We start from the raw sequence: 15890 nt of genomic DNA, 5'->3' as shown, positions 1-15890 counted from the left end.
GATCATCCGTTATCTCTATGACCAGTCCCAGGAAGGCACCCTCACGCCGGAAGCGGCCCGGCAGATGGCCGCCCGGATGCTGCTCGCCCAGACCATCGGCAATTCGGGATATCTTTATTGTATCGACAGCCTCGGAAAGGTCAAGGTACATCCTCAGCCCGCCCTGTTGGAAACCGACGTATCCGAATTCGCCTTCATCCAGGAGCAGCTTGCCCGCAAGATCGGCTACATTGAATACGACTGGAAGAACCCTGGCGAAACCACGCCCCGTCCCAAGGCACTTTACATGACCTACTTCGCGCCCTGGGATTGGATCGTCTCGGCGTCCACCTATCGCGACGAGTTCAACAGCCTGGTCAAAATCGCCGACTTCGAAAAAAGCGTCCTGCAAATGCGTTTCGGGAAGACCGGCTACTCCTTTGTAATCGACGGCAGCGGACGGATTCTGATTCACCCCAAGCTCAAGGGCGTCAATCTGTTCAAGGCCCGTGATCTGCCCGACCAGTACCTCAGGGAGATGCACGCGCGCAAATCGGGCAAGATCGTCTACCCCTGGAAGAATCCGGATGAGACGCATCCCCGGATGAAGCTGGTGATCTTCAACCACATCCCGGAGTATGACTGGGTTGTGGCCTCCTCGAGTTACCTGGACGAATTCTACGCGCCCCTGCACACCGTGCGCAACCTGATCATCGCCACGGCGGTGATGACCTTCCTCCTGGTTTTGCCCATCTCCTTTCGCATCGGTGCATCGATCACCCAACCGCTGCGGGACCTGATGGGCCACTTCGATCGCATGGCCACCGGCGATTTCTCCTCCCGCATGCCTTCTGGCACGGGGGATGAGATTGGCCAGTTGGCCACCTATTACAACCGCTTTGCCGACGAAATCGAGCGTCATCGCAACGACCTGGAAAAAAATATGGACCATCGTCGCCGCGTGGAAGAGGCCCTGCGCGACAGCGAAGCACGCTATCGCTCGGTCATGGAGGCGGCGCCGGACCCCATTGTGGTCTATGACCCGATTGGCCGGGTGACCTATTTCAATGCCGCCTTCACGCGGGTCTTCGGCTGGTCGCTGGGAGAATGCCTGGGGAAGAAGATGGACCACTTCGTCCCGGATGAAAACTGGAAAGAGACCAATCGCATGATCGCGGCCGTGCTCTCCGGTGAAACCTTCTCATCGATTCCCACCCGACGCTATACACGCGACCGGAATCTCGTCGATGTGAGCATCAGCGGCGCCACCTATCATGACCGTCATGGCAACCTGGCCGGCAGCGTGATCATCCTGCGCGACATCACCAAATCCCAGCAGCTCCAGCTCCAGGTGATGGAGATCGGCGACCGCGTGCGCCAGCGCATCGGCCAGGATCTGCACGACGACCTCTGCCCGCATTTGATCGGCATTCAGGGATTGGGCACGGTGATGGTCGAGAACCTGCGCGAAGACGGCTCCGCCAGCCTGACCCTGGCCGAAAAAATGGTTGACCTGATGGGCGCCGCCATCGGCAAGACCCGCAGCCTGGCCCGGGGCCTGTGCCCCGTCCACCTGGTTTCCCACGGGCTGCAGGTCGCCCTGGCGGATATCGCCCGCCAAACCCAGGCCACCGCCGGGCTCGTCTGTCGCTTCGAGGACGATGAAACCGTCGTGGTAACCGACAACACCGTTGCCACGCATCTCTACTATATCGCCCGCGAAGCGGTGCAAAACGCCGTCAAGCATGCCCAAGCAACGCTGATCACCATCCAACTGCTCCATAAGGGGGGCCACGTTCACCTGCGGGTGATGGACAACGGATCGGGAATCGGGTCTCAAGCCGATACGGCCGGAATCGGTTTGCAAATCATGCACTACCGTGCCAATATGATCGGCGCGACGTTTCAAATCAATAGCAACCCGGAAACAGGGACGATCGTGCATGTCTATCTGAAAACACCGCCACAGCGTCCCCACAAACCCGACACGAGTAAGCATGACGACCGCAGCTAAACGGAAAATCCTGATTGTCGACGATCATCCCGTCTTCTGCCTGGGGATGAGCGAGTTGATCAACAAGGCCGCCGACCTTTGCGTCTGCGGCAGCGAGGACACGCCGGCCAAGGCGCTTTCGGCGATCCAGCGGCTGTCGCCCGACCTGGTAATCGTGGACATTTCCCTCAAGGAGAGCAGCGGCATCGATCTGATGGGCGAGATCAACATCCGCCACCCGGGCCTGCCCATGCTGGTTCTCTCCATGTACGACGAATCCCTCTACGCCGAACGGGCTCTTTTGGCCGGCGCCCGGGGCTACCTGATGAAACAGGAAGCCATCGCCGTGGTGGTCGACGCCATCCACCAGGTACTCCAGGGAAAGGTCTACGCCAGCGAGGCGGTCAAGGAAAAGGTCTTCCAGCGTTTGGTCTCTCCCCACACGGCGGCCGATACCTCTCCCCTGGACGGCCTCACCAGCCGCGAGTTGGAGGTGTTCCGGCTCATCGGCCAGGGGCTCTCCACCCGCGAGATCGCCGAACGCATGAAGCTCAGTATCAAAACCATCGGAACGTACCGCGAGCGCATCAAGGAGAAGCTGAACCTCAAGCATTACACCGAGCTGGTCAAGGCGGCCGTGCACTACCTGCAGCTTACGGAGAAGTGATCGGGGACCAGAACGATTCATCAGTGGTGGCAGTAGAAAATCGTGTTGGCGCGTTTGATGGCAGGCATGCTTGGCATGGGCGGCATGGGGACCGGCCGCCAGGCGTAAACGGGCTGGCGGCCGGCCGGTGATCATGCGTTGGGTTTACTGCGCGCCGAAAATCTTCGGCGGTTTGGTCGTATCGCCCGTGGCATTGGGATAGTTCGGGTAGATGTAGGCTTTCTGACCATTCTCGATCAGGTGGTCGGCTTCTTCCATGAAACTGTTGAAACGCGCCTTGCACTCATAAAAGCCGTGCCACCAGGCGTAGTCCGGCGCCATCATCATGGTTCCCATTCGCGCCCGCCGGCCTTCATGATGCCAGAGCTCGTAGAATTCCAACTCCAGGTGTTCGTCAAAATACTTGCGCTTATCCAAAAGCCCCTTGGCATACAGTTCGTCCAGGGTCGCCTTGCCGGCTTGAAGTACACCTCGTTATACTCATCCACGGCCTTGTCAAATCCTTGGTAGAAGTCGTTGATCCAGGAATCACCGTGGCAGGCGCGGCAGACGTTTTTCATCTTCTCACGCTCCATCTGCCAGTCATTGTCCGCCGGGAAGGGCTTGAAGTCCGCCGGACGAATGGTCAACGGTGCCTGGGTTTCCCAGGAGATGCGCTCGGTAACGTCATGGGTACCCATGACCTTGCCCGAACCGCTCATGTGGCAGGCCGCGCAAGTGGGCGCCCGGTAGTCGGCGCCGGGAGTCCAGGTTCCGGGTGCGGCATTGAAATTGAACTCATCCTGGAAGGCATGGTAAAGCGTGCCGTGCTTGGATTCGTTGTAGATCTCGATTTGGGGATGATCCGGTCCCAGGTGGCAGGAATCGCAGGCCTCCGGACGGCGCGCCTCGGACACGGCGAAGCGATGGCGGGTATGGCAGGAGGTGCACGATCCCTTGCTGCCGTCCATATTGAGCCGGCCAACCCCCACGTTGGGCCAGGTCATCGGGTCGAGCCGGCCGGCTTCGTCGACAGCCATCACGGTGCCATGACAGTGGTAGCAGCCGACCTTGCGCTCGTTATCGGAGTTCATGCCCTTGTTCAGCCAGGGATCGAGCTTCCAGATGATCTCGATGGTATTGGCGTGTTTGCTCTTGCTGTATTGGGTCACCTCGTCGGGATGGCAACGGGAACAATCCTTGGGGGTGACGACAGCGGCGATGGGCACCTTGTATTGCTCTTCGCCATAAGGCAGATCGCTGCGGCCGTAGTATTTCTCATGTTCCTTGGCTACGTCCGCATCGCCTGGCTGGGCCAGGTGGCAGTCCAGACAGGTGATGTTGGCGCTGGCGTGCCGGCTGTGCGCCCAGTCATCGAAAATGCCGGGATTGCTCGCCTTGTGGCACGCGATACAGGCCACCGCCTCGGGAGGTAAACTGCGCTCGATGCGGTACTCCTTGACCTTGGCAAAGTTGGGCTGCTGGGCCACGGCCGATGACATGCCGACGGTGATCATCAGTCCTGTCAGCAGTACGCCGAACAGGCAGAACCCTTTGCGTCGCCTCATGGTGGTTGCTCCTTTCGTTAGACATCGCAATAAGTCATGGGGGGCACGAAACCGTTATCGCTAATCCGTTCGGACGGACACGGACTCAGAGGTTTTTAAGTCCCTTGGCCTGGTAAGGCACCTGACGGTACTGCTTGTACATGATGGTCGCGCTGTCGTTGTGCACCAGGTCATAGTGACAGTCCACACACTTGCGCGCATAGCCCGGCCGCGCGTAGAGCACCGTGCGATGGGCCAGCATGGCGCCGCGACGGTGCGGCATGGCCAAGAGGTTGCGGTGGCATTTCTGGCACTGGGCATTGTCGAAAGACGCATAGGCCGCCTCACGGTTCTGCTGCCGGTCGTAATCGTTGATGAGGAAATGCATGACCACGTCCTTGGCACCGTGCATGGTCTTGGCGAAGAAGAAGTCGAAGGTTTTGTGTGGCGCGGGCAGGTGGCAGTCCATGCAGTCGGCCACAAAGCCCTGGGGGTTGTTTACGTGGGTGGAGGAACGCCAGGCCGCCACCGCCGGTTGAATCTCGTGGCAGGAGGCGCAGAACGCCGGCGTGGAGGTTCTCACCATGGTGTAATAGGTCAGGCTGAACAGGGGAAAGGCAATCACGACCCCGACGCCGATCAGAATCAGGGCAATCCAAAACTTTTTCATGGCTCCCCCGTGGTTGCATATCAAATAGATGTGGGTTGGTGATGTTATGTCAAAATACTAAGCGTAAAAGGAAGCGGATGTCCACGTTTTTTTAACCCAAAAATAAGGAGCGTCCCATGCGGGCACACTATTTTCAACACGTCCCCTTCGAGGGGCTGGGAAGCATCCAAGACTGGCTCGAGACAGCGGGATACACCGTTACCGCCACCCGGTTCTTCGAACCGTGGACGCTGCCGGCGCTTGAGGAGATCGATTTTCTGGTGGTCATGGGCGGGCCCATGAGCGTCAACGACACGGATCAATTCGACTGGCTGGTCGCGGAGAAACAATTCATTCATGACGCCGTCATGGCCGGCAAGGCGGTTTTGGGCATCTGTCTGGGCGCCCAGCTCATCGCCAGTGCCTTGGGGGCCCGGGTCTATCCCAACCCGGTCAAGGAAATCGGCTGGTTTCCGATCCAGGGCATTGCCTCACCGGATTCATCGGGGTTCCGCTTTCCACCGGCGGCGAGGTGTTCCACTGGCACGGGGAGACCTTTGACCTGCCGGCCGGTGCCGAGCTTCTGGCATCCAGCGCAGCCTGCGCCAATCAGGCCTTTCAACGGGGAAATACCGTGATCGGCCTGCAGTTTCACCTGGAGACAACCCCCGCCTCGGCCCGGTCCATCGTCACCCACTGCCGGGACGAACTGCAATCCGCCCGGTATGTCCAATCCGAAACTGAAATTCTGGCAGCCCCGCCGGGAAAATACCAGGCCATCAACACCCTCATGGGCGAAGTGCTCGCCTTCCTGACGGGAAAGACGGGGTAAAGGACTGGTCTTACTCCGATTCCATTTCTTCAGGGTAATACTTTTGCAGGCAGTCCGGATAGATGCTGTGGCTGATGTCGGCGTCCGAGTGCTTCTGAATGTAGGTGTCCGCCTGGTGGAGGGGTGTATGCTCGGTCATGGTCCGTCCTGTTCCGGTCGAATGGATAGGGGAAACGCCGTTGCATGGGAATCGGCCGGACGGTCACCGATAAACACTGCGGTTGCGCATCAGCTGGATGCCATCGACAATGCATTTGGCGCGCTTCTCGCCGATTCCCTCGACCGTCATCAGGGCACCCTGATCGGCCGCGCTGAGATGGGTCAGGTTCTTGAAGTGCGCGATAACGTTCTCGATCATGGCCGTCGGAATTTTGGTGACCTGTTTGAGCAGCCGGTATCCGCGGGGCTTCACCGTGATATCGTGCAAATCGGCGTCCCCCGCAACGGACCATCCCAGCAAGGCGGCAATCTTGACGCCGTCTGCCGGCGCCATGGGGTCTAATGCCGCGATAAAATGACCGACTTCCGTGTCGCTCTGGGCGTGGAGGCAGTAGTCCTTGGCCAGAAGTCGCAGCAAGGCATCGACCTCATCACGCACGCTGTTCAGGCGCATGGCCGGCAGGCGGCCCTCGGTGCCGGTTTCAATCACATAGGGCGCGATCTCGGCCAACAGGTTGAGGATCACCACCGCATCCCCGATCAGCTCGACCACCTGGATTAACTGCACCTGGTCGAGGAATTCATCCCGCTGGATGCGCGTGGCCTTTGTGTCGAGGATGGTCTTGTAACGCTCGACCGTGCCGATGGTCTGGTAGATCCGGGTGATCAGGTGGTTGATGTCGTGGAGCTGGTATTTGCTGTCCCGGTAATACAGGGTGATCACCTTCCGGCGCCGGGAAATCGTCATCACGAACTTGCCGGTCTGACGCGCCGTGCGCTCGGCCGCCCGGTGGCGCATGCCGGTCTCGTCGGTGGGCAGGGTGGGATCGGGCGCCAGCTGGACGTTGGCCGCCAGGATGCGGCTGACCCCCTCGTCCAAAAGGATGGCCCCATCCATCTTGGCCAGCTCGTAAAGCTTCTCCGGCGAGAAGCTCGTCCCGATATAAAAGCCGCCCTGGAGGATATTTTCCTGGGCCTTGACATCGTCCAGAAAAACGAACAGGGCGCCGAATTCGGCCATCACGATGTCATCCAGGGCCCGACGTAAAAGGGTCCCCGGAGCGACCATTTTAATTTTGGGAATCAGTTCGCGGTCAACCATCACGCTCTCCGGTCCGGCGGAAAGTCAACGCTTGCGCCGGCTGCCATTCTTAATCAACGCCGTGGAATAGATTAGCATTTGACCACGAGGATGGCCGTGTTGTCCAGCGCCCGGATCACCCCGATGCTGGCGTCACCCAGGACGAACTCCTCCGAACGGGACATCCGCTTGCGACTGATCACCACCATATCATATTCGCCCTTCTCCACCTCGGCGATGATGCCGTCGGTCACGGTCGGGTACGTCTGGGTCTCCAGGCGGGTGCAAAGATTCTCCGCCGGATAGCCGGCCTCGACGAGCCGTTGGCAGGCGGCGGCGATGGCGGCTTCGATTTTCTCCTGTTGGGCCAGCATGAACTTCTTGCCCATCATCTCCTCGCTGCCGGTGGGGGTTCGCAAAATGTGCATCAGGGTAACCCGGACCCGGTCGACGTTAAACGGCGCGCGGGATAAAAAGTCGATCGCCGCCGTCGAATGCGGCATTTCGTTCATGACGACCAGTATGGACTGTTGCATGGGCCTCCTCCTTTACAGGGAAGTGAGGTAACCACTGAGATCTTCGATGATTTCATCGATCGACGCATAGGTGATCGGCGTGCCGGCGGAAAAGTGCAGCAGGATATTGTTCAACATCACGGGAACGTAGGGGTAGAGCTTGCGTACATTCACCAGCCGATTCGGATGCAGGAGCGAGAAATCCTCCGGTGCCAGCCGTTCGATCAGATCCTGGTACGTGTAGGTATCGTTCTTGATCATGTAGAGATTGTGAAATCCCTTGCCCACGGTGTAGATCAGGATGTTGCCGATCCCGAACAGATCCAGGCCGAAGGGGTTTTCCGGGGCCTCGAAATCGTAATCGAAATCGATCCACACATAGCGGCCGGTGTTTTTCTCAACGATGACATGGTCGTTGCGGATGTCGCCATGACGAAATCCGTTGGTGTGCAAGAAACGGATGGCCTCGAGGCATTCACAAAGGTGCCGCAGGATACCGGGCAACTCGGTTCTGAAATAGTGCTCGTGGGGCATCTGCAGATCGTCCAGGTAAAGCAGAAAGTTCTTGCCGCGCACGATATCCAGGACGCGCACACGGTTGCCTTTCTCGTCGGGGAAGGTGACCCCCTGCATGAAGCTCGGGTGATGCCGGCACAAATCGAGAATCCGTTCTTCCTTCTCCGGGCTGCGATAACATCGGATCACCAGTTCCCCCAGCCGGGTATGGAACGTTTCGAAGAAGGAAAGCTTGACGATCTTGCGCTCGCCCGTCGTCTCCTCGACCGCTCGCTTGACCCAGAACTTGGGATCCTCGATACCGAAACGGCGCTCGCGCTCTTCACCGGTGACCAGGAACCGCCGGCCGTCCAGGAGAATGTGATCGCCGGCGCGGATTGAGAGGAAATCGGAGGTATCGGAAAAACAGCGCCCCGCCACCATCAATCGGTTCCCTCGCGCAGCCGCAGGGGCAGGCTCGCCATGGCCGTGCGGACATGGCTGACGAAATGCTTCAAGCCGTTGTTCTCGATGACCAGCCCGAGGAGCTGGCAAAGCACGGCGATGGAGTCAACATCCTCCTCGTGCAGGACGATGGGGACGCTATGATAACAGCGAACCAGCCCCACGACCGCGCTGCGGCATTTGATCGGAAAGGAGAGCATGGCGGTGATCCCTTCGCTGCGCGCCGCATCGCCGTACTTCACCCGGGGATCGTTATGCATGTCATTGATGAAAACCGGCCGGCCCTCGATGAAGGCCTCGTCCTTTTTATCGATGAACAGGGGGCCCTTGTCCAGATACGCCGTGCTGATCCCGTAGCTGGCCACCCGAAACAACTGACCCTCGTGTTCGTCGTGGAGCAGGACGCTGGCCCCTTTGATCTTGAAGGTCATGCACATGCCTTCGACAAAATGGTTCAGGAGCATATACAGGTCTTCATATTGGGACATGGCCAGGCTGATGGCTTTGAAATGCCTGAGGTGGAATCGGTGCTGCGTCGCTGGGGACATGGTTACCTCCTCGTTGCATGGGCAGTCAAGGCGGGATGTTTTATTGATTTATTATTTCACAGGTCCTGGTTTTAGACAAGATTTTGCCGTAGAGCGCATTGGGGAATGGCCGGAAATGTGATAAAAAGACTCACGAAAGGGTCGATCGGGCCATTTGGCGACCCATCACCATAAAAAGACCAGATAAAAGAGACCAGGATTTCCGCCATGGATTTTATCCCCGCGTTCCGCCCGCCGGCCGACGGGCCTCAATCGGCGTTGTGGTTCATCTTCGAAAAAAGCAAACTGCTGGTCAGCCGTGACAACGGCACCTGCGGCATTCCCGAGGCCCGCCGCCTGGCCGCCGACGGCATTGTTCCGGCAAGGCAGATCTTCCTGGGCTACCTGGGGGATAGCGCCTGCTATGCCGCCGAACTGGAACCCGATACGACACCACCCGCCCCCTACGCCTGGATGGATTTGCGGGCCTTGATGAACACGATCGGCGATGAGCTGTTCTGGATCGCCGGCCGGGCCAACCATCTCATGGACTGGGACCGTTCCCATCGCTTCTGCGGAAGATGCGGCCAGCCCACCGTGGACAAGCCCGACGAGCGGGCCAAACATTGCCCGGCCTGCGGCCTGATCAACTACCCGCGCCTGAGTCCGGCGGTGATCGTGGCCGTGCTCAAGGGCGACCGGCTCCTGTTGGCCCGCAACAAACGTTTCCGGGGCGCCTTTTACAGCGTTCTGGCCGGCTTCGTCGAGCCGGGCGAAACCCTGGAGCAGTGCGTGATGCGGGAAATCCGGGAAGAAGTGGGCATTGCCGTCAAAAACATCCGCTATTTCGGCAGCCAGCCCTGGCCCTTTCCCAACTCCCTGATGGTGGGCTTCGTGGCCGACTACGCCGGCGGCGAAATCACCGTCGACAATGTGGAGCTGATGGAAGCCGCCTGGTTCACGGCCACCGACCTGCCCCAGGTGCCGCCGCGCATCAGCATCGCCCGCCAGCTCATCGATTGGTTTGTGGACAGGCAGGCATAAAACCGCCAGGTGATCCCATTGCCATGCGCTGGCCGCCCCGGCATACTAACAGCCCCCCAGGAGAAAGGGTGACAACCATGCTGCAACCAACGACCACGGTCCTTTTGCTCATCGACATTCAGGGCAAGCTCGCCCAATTGATGCATGCGAAGGCAAGGCTTTTCGACAACCTGCAAAAACTGGTACGCGGCATCCGGGTGTTGGACATTCCGGTGCTGTGGGTGGAGCAGAACCCCGCCGGCCTGGGGCCGACCATCGATGAGGTGGCCACTCTTTTACCCGATCTTGAACCCATCCCCAAAATGAGTTTCAGCGCCTGCGGCAACGAAAACTTCGTCGCCGCACTCAAGGATGCCGCCCGCCATCAGGTCCTGGTTGCCGGCATCGAAACGCATATCTGCGTCTACCAAACGGCCGTGGACCTCATCGAGATGGGCTACGAAGCCCACGTGGTGGCCGATGCCGTATCCTCACGGACCCCGGAAAACAAGAACATCGGCCTGGAAAAGATGAAAGCCGCCGGCGCCCTTCCCACCAGTGTCGAGACCGCCTTGTTCGAGCTGCTCGGGGTTGCCCAGGGAGAAGCGTTCAAGGCGATTTCGAAAATCGTCAAGTAGGACCTGGCCGCGCCGTCCCGCCAATAAAGGTCTTCCCGTCAGGAACCCCGTTAAATCATGTAAATCATGCTTGATCATTTAGGTTGGTAACGCTATCGTTACATTCTATACCGTTGCTTGCCCACCCACAACAAGAACACGCCCCTGTCGAGGCGTGGATATGTGTTTTACGATCTTGATTCATCCAGCTACCGGCCGCTCCATGCCGTCGCTGGCTGGCATTGATCGGCCGGTGTTCCCGCACGGCGGGGGGCATGCGCATTCGTCGCCATCACAACCCGAACGTCGCATTCAGACAAGGAAAGAAACCCGTACAGGAGAGGAGGCTTCCATGACAAAGGCATGCAAGTATCTTGTTTTTTTTTCATTTCTCGTGGTGCTGGGTTTGCCGGGCAGGGGATTGGCGGCAGATGACTTTTTTGACGTGCTCGCCTGGGCCATCCAGGGATCGGGGACAGACAAGAACATCGATGCGAAGTTATACGGTTCCATGTCAACCCTGTCCTGGAGCGACTTGAACTTGAATAGGGATCTGGACGGCAGCGAGGTCTTGAGCCAGCCGATCCGGATCTACAACCGCGATGGAGACCTCGTCATTCAATCGCCCAACGGCCTCGACCGGGATGAAGTAGAGGAATGGGCACTGGCCAACTTCGACACCATCATGAGCGCCATCTTCCCGGCCGGCCTCAGCGAAAGCACCGGTGCCTCCGAAAACAGCATGATGCTCGGGATCTCCTTTGGCGACAAGCTCGCCAAGGCGCAACCGGCCCGCAAGGCGGTGGCGGAAAGCGGCAGCACCAACGACGAATTCAAGGGAATTCTGGAGTACCTGAGTCTGGAGGTAAACGACGAAGACGGCCAGGCGGCATCCATCCTGCTCGGCTACAACCACGAATACGACAGCGGTTTCGAATTAGGTATCCTCTTGCCCTATCGCTACACGACCATGGATGATGAGATCGATTCCGAATCCCATTTTGCAGGTCTGAGCGTATCGGGCAAGTATCCGATCATGCGCTGGGACAGCATGGTCTGGGATGCGGGAATCGAGATCTTCGGATCGGCCTACTATCTCACATCCGATGCCATCGAATATTCCGGCAATCTGAGATATGGTGCCGGCGGGTTCTCGACTTTCACGAAAACCTTCAGTTTTCTCACGGTCAGTGTGGGCGTGGATTATCGAATCTCGGAAATCAGCGTCCCCGACAGCTGGATCAATACCGACAACAGCTTTGTCGATAAATTTGTCGATTACCTGAACGACCTGGATGCGGTCAAGACGCTTACCTACGGGTTCAATGTCGGCGTTCCCCTCTTCAGTGATGCCGCCGCGATCAACCTGGAAGTCATCCGTTCGGACTTCGATAGCGACGACATCCCCGAGGACCGGGACTCCCAGACGACCGTGGGTCTCACGGGTGCGTACTACCCCACGGAGACCTTCGAGCTGAGTTTCGGTGTCCGCCAGACCTACGAATTGGAGGACATCGATTTGATCAGCGTCTTTCTGGGTGCCGTGTATCGGTTCTAGTCGTTTTTGCAGAAGGCACCACCGGCGATTGAAAACCATGCAAGCAACCCCCGACGATTGGAATAACATGGCGGCTCCGGGCCGTCGTTGGCGCCACGCCTTTCGGGCGTTTATGCTCGTCATGCTGCTGTGCTGTGGTCTAAGCAGGCTCGCCGCCGGCCAGGCCGCTGAAGATGCCGGCAGGCTGCACATCGCCGTCTATCCGTTTTTGGCCGATGGCACCATTAATCTGCCCCATTCCGCGTTTCTGCCGGATTGGATCAGCCAGAGCCTGGCCGAGGATCTCGCCGAGGCACCATCGCTCACGATTCTGGAGCGCCAGAATATCGACGCCCTGTTGGGCGAGCTTCAACTCGGCACCAGCGAGCTGGTTGACGCGGACACCCGCCTCCGCCTGGGGCGTTTGCTGGGCGTCGACTACTTTGTTTTCGGCAGTTACCTGGCCGTGGGCGACCGGCTGCTGGTCTCCGCCCACCTGGTCCGTACGGCCAGTGGCGTGGTGGTGCAATCAGCCGACAGTGACGGTGACTACCTGGCGGTGAAGCCCATCGTCCGGCGCCTGTCAATCAAGCTGCTGAACGGACTGGGCCATCGGGTGCAGGCGGAAATGGCGCGCTCGGCCGCGCCGCCGGCGGACCTGGCGATCAAGACGCTGTACGACGAAGGACGCGAACTGGAGCAGAAGGGAAACATCCCCGCGGCCCTTTCCCGGTACCGCGCAATCCTGAAGCGTGAAGCGGACAACCCCTGGGCCCGGGAGGCTGTCGGGCGTCTTTCGGCCGCCCGCCAGCCAGACGGGGATGGGAGCTGCCCCGACGGGAAACGGCAGGTCTTCATCGTTTCGGGGATCGAGAACCAGGTGAACGACGCGACGTGGGAAAACCGCCTCATCGCCGTGGGATTGATCAACCTGGTCCATGAAGAGTTGTTCGCCACCGGATGCTATCTGCCGGCGGATACGGACCCGCAGACCCGGCGGATGATCCAGGATCTGGTGATCGCCAGCTGGGCCGGCACGTCCGCCACGTCGCCCATGGAGCGTCAGGGCAACGAAGTCCCGGCCTACGATACGGATGTGCGCTTGATCGTCAGATCCTTCAAAAAGGAACGCTCCCGCCTCATGCTGGGTCCGTTCTCCCGAGGCAAGGTGACTGTCAGCGTCACGGTCGAGTTGATTTTGAGACCCAAGCAAGGCCCGGTGAGAAGTGCGGTGGGCACCGGTGAAGGCGTCACCCGGTCGAAAAGCCTGGGGTTCAAGATCCGCGAGGACAAGGTCCACTTCGATGAATCATCCGTCGGCATCGCCGTTCACGAGGCGATCAAAGCCGCGGTCAAAAAGGCGATGGCGCCATCATGATGACCGTTTCCGCATTTTTCTCCCCACGCGTCTGGCACGTGCGTCAATGGCTGGCAATCATCGTTGCGGCGCTGGTCGTGGTCGGGTGCGCCTCGACCGAAGTCGATAAACGGCCGACATCCGCTGATGAACGCGGCCGCGTTCAAGGGGTCTATCCGGCCAACGCCAGACCGGTGACGGCCGTCTTGCCCCTTGCCCTGGGGCTATCGTCCGAAACGGCAGGGCGCTACCCCCACCTGGTGGAAAAATCCGTTGGCCTGGGGGTCTACCAGTTGGCCTTGAGCGCCGTCACCCATGCGAACCGTTTCCGCGTGGTCGAAATCCGTCCGGAAAACATCGATGCCATTCTTCAGGAGCGCTGGCTTCAGGCCTCGGGGTTGATGTCCGCCGGAGAAGCCGTGGTGGCGGCCCGGCCATTGGGGGCGGTCCAGGTGATCTACGGAAGGATCTATGACTATGCGGAAACCGGCTCGGAACGAATCGTCGGAGTAAAAGTCCAACGCAGCGACACGGTCATGGTGGGTGTTCAACTGATCTGTACGGACGTCGCCTCGCGGCGGCAAATCGGCCTGGGCAGCGCGATCGGTTATGGTGACAATATCCTGGCCGCAACCCGCGTGGCCGTGAAGCTGGCCAGTAAAAAAATGATCGATCGTCTGTTTGAGGCCGGTCCGGCCGGCGGCCGACCGTCCTCACGGAATTGAAGCGATCCGTTGGATGCTCTGCGCGACGCACCTGAACAACTCGCAATTCACCTCCCCCGCTAGATGGATCCGGTTCCCATTGCGCGGGGTCGCCCCCCGACAGGGCTTGCCAACAGCGGCCCTGGAATCCTCCCAGGGGTCGGAAAACAACTGTTTCGCCATCGGCGACAGGAAAACCATCAGGGCAATCAAAAGAAACGCACAAACGGTAAAAATGAAATCAAATCGGCGCATAACACGGCTCATGGTCAACCTCCAACACCCAAGCGGATGTTTGAAACGTTTGGATCCGGTCTGATATCCAAAGGCGGAAAACGGAACGTCTTTCGATCAAACCGATTTGTTGTTTTGCAAGATTGACGCCACTAACCGGCATCGATGCCCTGCCACCGATAATTGCCGACATCCGCCCTTGGCCGGAGCAAATCAGCCGGAAATGGGTCGACCGTTGCGACCTGAAAAGCGTCGACGTACCGGCTAACCATAGGCGATGCGCCGAAATAATGACACCGGTCGACCCGATCTGCGCCAAGAACCAGCGCGATCGTCCCCGGAAGATCATCTCCGTGGTTGACCACGGCGTGTTTCACGCGCGGTCGCCTTTTTATTGACAGCAGGCATGAAATGGCTATTTTTTTGCATAGATATTCTCATCCAAAGGCACCTCCGGGCACTGCCGGCACCGTTAAACAAGTGGCGGCAATCGACGTAACCGGCCTACTTTGTTCTGATTCACGCGACATCCGGCAACGACATGCTTTTCCAGGCATGGGTCCTTCGTTGTCGGGCAATTGCTGTTTTTTTCAGGAGTATGAATGATGGTGAGCAAAAAAAGGACGATTCTGTTAGTTCTCAATATGGTGGTATGGGCGAGCATATTGGCATTCGGCAGTTCATGTGCAACATCCGCCGCCGGGAACACATCCGACACGGGCAACCGTCTGTTGGCCGAAAACAGTGCCATGAAAAAACGGCTTCCCCTGCTCGAAAGGGAAAACGATATTCTGGCCAGGGAGAATGGTCAGCACAAAGTCAAAATTCAGGACCTGGAAGCCGCCGTTCATCGCCTGACGGCCGACCTGGAGGCCAACAAAGCGCTATATACCCAGGTGATTGCCGACCGTTCCGAACAGATCGAGACGCTTACCAACGCGCTGCAACGCCTTACCCAATCGAGCGCCGAGGAACTCGCGGCGCTCAATGGCCGGATGGTGGCGCAGGAAGAGCATTTCACCCAAGCGCAGGCCAAGGTTGCCCAGGAACGCGACCAGGTGATCCAGGAGCGGAATAAGATCATCCAGCAAAAAAACGAGATGAAAACCACCTTGTCCGCAAAGCTGGATGCCACGAATCAGGCGTTGCAAACGGCGGATCTGGAAATCGAGAAGCTGGCCGCGGCAAAGGCGAATCTGGAAACATCACTGGGCGCAAAAAGCCGGACCTTATCGGAACTGGAATTGGCCAACAAAAATCTCTCAGCCAAACTGGATGAAACGCTGGCCGCGGTGGCCGAATTGAAAAAATCCCGGGATGCCGCCATGGCCGAGCTGCAGTCGACCCGAGCGACGAATGCGAGCCTGCTGCAAAAAATGGCGGAAAGAACGCCGGCGGTAAGGGCCGCCACGGCCACCAATTGATATAGCATTCAAGATAATGCTTTTGGGCGGCGTTATCGGTCGTCGCGGTATGTTTTATACAGCTTCCTCCCTCTGGCCTTGCCAAAAGCATTATCTTAAAAACTAT

At 58.8% G+C, this 15890-nt stretch carries 19 protein-coding genes; 10 read left to right on the top strand and 9 right to left on the bottom strand.

The window, feature by feature from the left end:
- The first annotated feature begins 1 nt into the window (after position 1).
- Positions 2-1993: a cache domain-containing protein gene (locus tag JCM12296_RS09800; RefSeq protein ID WP_306304003.1), complete on the top strand. Its 1992-nt coding sequence runs from the start codon at positions 2-4 to the stop codon at positions 1991-1993.
- Complete coding sequence (locus tag JCM12296_RS09795) at positions 1977-2639, top strand: response regulator (protein WP_054692042.1); 663 nt, start codon at positions 1977-1979, stop codon at positions 2637-2639. The genes JCM12296_RS09800 and JCM12296_RS09795 overlap by 17 nt, the downstream gene beginning before the upstream one ends.
- A gap of 144 nt (positions 2640-2783) precedes the next feature.
- Here JCM12296_RS09795 and JCM12296_RS48990 read toward each other — a convergent pair whose 3' ends face one another.
- The 3 genes from JCM12296_RS48990 to JCM12296_RS09785 form a co-directional block, all read right to left on the bottom strand.
- Positions 2784-2975 (bottom strand): hypothetical protein, encoded by a 192-nt coding sequence (locus JCM12296_RS48990; RefSeq protein WP_306304000.1) that lies wholly within the window; start codon positions 2973-2975, stop codon positions 2784-2786.
- The gene (locus JCM12296_RS09790) at positions 2963-4186 is read right to left on the bottom strand and encodes a multiheme c-type cytochrome (RefSeq protein WP_306303999.1); all 1224 of its coding nucleotides are present in this window, start codon (positions 4184-4186) and stop codon (positions 2963-2965) included. Before JCM12296_RS09790 ends, JCM12296_RS48990 begins: the two co-directional genes overlap by 13 nt.
- A gap of 85 nt (positions 4187-4271) precedes the next feature.
- Positions 4272-4835, bottom strand: a complete 564-nt coding sequence (locus tag JCM12296_RS09785; RefSeq protein ID WP_054692039.1) for a NapC/NirT family cytochrome c — start codon at positions 4833-4835, stop codon at positions 4272-4274.
- A 116-nt stretch (positions 4836-4951) separates the two neighbouring features.
- Here JCM12296_RS09785 and JCM12296_RS09780 point away from each other — a divergent pair, with 116 nt between their 5' ends.
- Both JCM12296_RS09780 and JCM12296_RS41630 read left to right on the top strand, forming a co-directional pair.
- Positions 4952-5452 (top strand): type 1 glutamine amidotransferase, encoded by a 501-nt coding sequence (locus JCM12296_RS09780; RefSeq protein ID WP_218188034.1) that lies wholly within the window; start codon positions 4952-4954, stop codon positions 5450-5452.
- Entirely contained in the window at positions 5449-5646 is a 198-nt protein-coding gene (locus JCM12296_RS41630; RefSeq protein ID WP_218188033.1) for a hypothetical protein, read from the top strand. Before JCM12296_RS09780 ends, JCM12296_RS41630 begins: the two co-directional genes overlap by 4 nt.
- A 10-nt stretch (positions 5647-5656) precedes the next feature.
- Here the strand turns inward: JCM12296_RS41630 and JCM12296_RS47290 are convergent, their stop codons facing one another.
- The 5 genes from JCM12296_RS47290 to JCM12296_RS09760 all read right to left on the bottom strand — a co-directional run bounded on the left by JCM12296_RS47290 (position 5657) and on the right by JCM12296_RS09760 (position 8909).
- Entirely contained in the window at positions 5657-5785 is a 129-nt protein-coding gene (locus JCM12296_RS47290; protein WP_281491967.1) for a hypothetical protein, read from the bottom strand.
- Positions 5786-5848: 63 nt separating this feature from the next.
- Positions 5849-6907: a DNA integrity scanning diadenylate cyclase DisA gene (disA, locus tag JCM12296_RS09775; protein ID WP_054692036.1), complete on the bottom strand. Its 1059-nt coding sequence runs from the start codon at positions 6905-6907 to the stop codon at positions 5849-5851.
- A 71-nt stretch (positions 6908-6978) separates the two neighbouring features.
- Positions 6979-7422, bottom strand: a complete 444-nt coding sequence (locus tag JCM12296_RS09770; RefSeq protein WP_054692033.1) for a universal stress protein — start codon at positions 7420-7422, stop codon at positions 6979-6981.
- A 12-nt stretch (positions 7423-7434) separates the two neighbouring features.
- Complete coding sequence (locus tag JCM12296_RS09765) at positions 7435-8340, bottom strand: protein kinase family protein (RefSeq protein ID WP_054692030.1); 906 nt, start codon at positions 8338-8340, stop codon at positions 7435-7437.
- Positions 8340-8909, bottom strand: coding sequence for a GAF domain-containing protein (locus tag JCM12296_RS09760; RefSeq protein ID WP_054692027.1), 570 nt, complete (start codon positions 8907-8909; stop codon positions 8340-8342). The genes JCM12296_RS09765 and JCM12296_RS09760 overlap by 1 nt, the downstream gene beginning before the upstream one ends.
- Before the next feature lie 207 nt (positions 8910-9116).
- Here JCM12296_RS09760 and nudC point away from each other — a divergent pair, with 207 nt between their 5' ends.
- The 5 genes from nudC (at position 9117) to JCM12296_RS09735 (ending at position 14147) form a co-directional block, all read left to right on the top strand.
- Positions 9117-9932 carry an NAD(+) diphosphatase gene (gene nudC, locus JCM12296_RS09755; protein WP_054692024.1) on the top strand — a complete coding sequence of 272 codons (816 nt, stop codon included), beginning with the start codon at positions 9117-9119 and terminating at the stop codon, positions 9930-9932.
- 77 nt (positions 9933-10009) lie between these two features.
- A complete protein-coding gene (locus JCM12296_RS09750; protein ID WP_054692021.1) occupies positions 10010-10549 on the top strand; it encodes a hydrolase in 540 nt (179 codons plus the stop codon).
- 331 nt (positions 10550-10880) lie between these two features.
- Positions 10881-12086 carry a hypothetical protein gene (locus JCM12296_RS09745; protein WP_054692018.1) on the top strand — a complete coding sequence of 402 codons (1206 nt, stop codon included), beginning with the start codon at positions 10881-10883 and terminating at the stop codon, positions 12084-12086.
- 37 nt (positions 12087-12123) lie between these two features.
- Positions 12124-13443: a CsgG/HfaB family protein gene (locus tag JCM12296_RS09740; RefSeq protein ID WP_157067505.1), complete on the top strand. Its 1320-nt coding sequence runs from the start codon at positions 12124-12126 to the stop codon at positions 13441-13443.
- Positions 13440-14147: a hypothetical protein gene (locus tag JCM12296_RS09735; protein WP_054692012.1), complete on the top strand. Its 708-nt coding sequence runs from the start codon at positions 13440-13442 to the stop codon at positions 14145-14147. Before JCM12296_RS09740 ends, JCM12296_RS09735 begins: the two co-directional genes overlap by 4 nt.
- A 365-nt stretch (positions 14148-14512) precedes the next feature.
- Here JCM12296_RS09735 and JCM12296_RS09725 read toward each other — a convergent pair whose 3' ends face one another.
- Positions 14513-14737, bottom strand: a complete 225-nt coding sequence (locus JCM12296_RS09725; protein ID WP_054692005.1) for a hypothetical protein — start codon at positions 14735-14737, stop codon at positions 14513-14515.
- A gap of 225 nt (positions 14738-14962) precedes the next feature.
- Here JCM12296_RS09725 and JCM12296_RS09720 point away from each other — a divergent pair, with 225 nt between their 5' ends.
- A complete protein-coding gene (locus JCM12296_RS09720; RefSeq protein ID WP_054692002.1) occupies positions 14963-15784 on the top strand; it encodes a coiled-coil domain-containing protein in 822 nt (273 codons plus the stop codon).
- Positions 15785-15890 lie beyond the last annotated feature (106 nt).

It is taken from the genome of Desulfosarcina cetonica JCM 12296, from assembly GCF_001311845.1.
GTDB classification, from domain to species: Bacteria; Desulfobacterota; Desulfobacteria; order Desulfobacterales; family Desulfosarcinaceae; genus Desulfosarcina; species Desulfosarcina cetonica.
The sequence above is the reverse complement of the archived record's forward strand: the minus strand, read 5'-3'. Positions and strand labels throughout refer to the sequence as shown.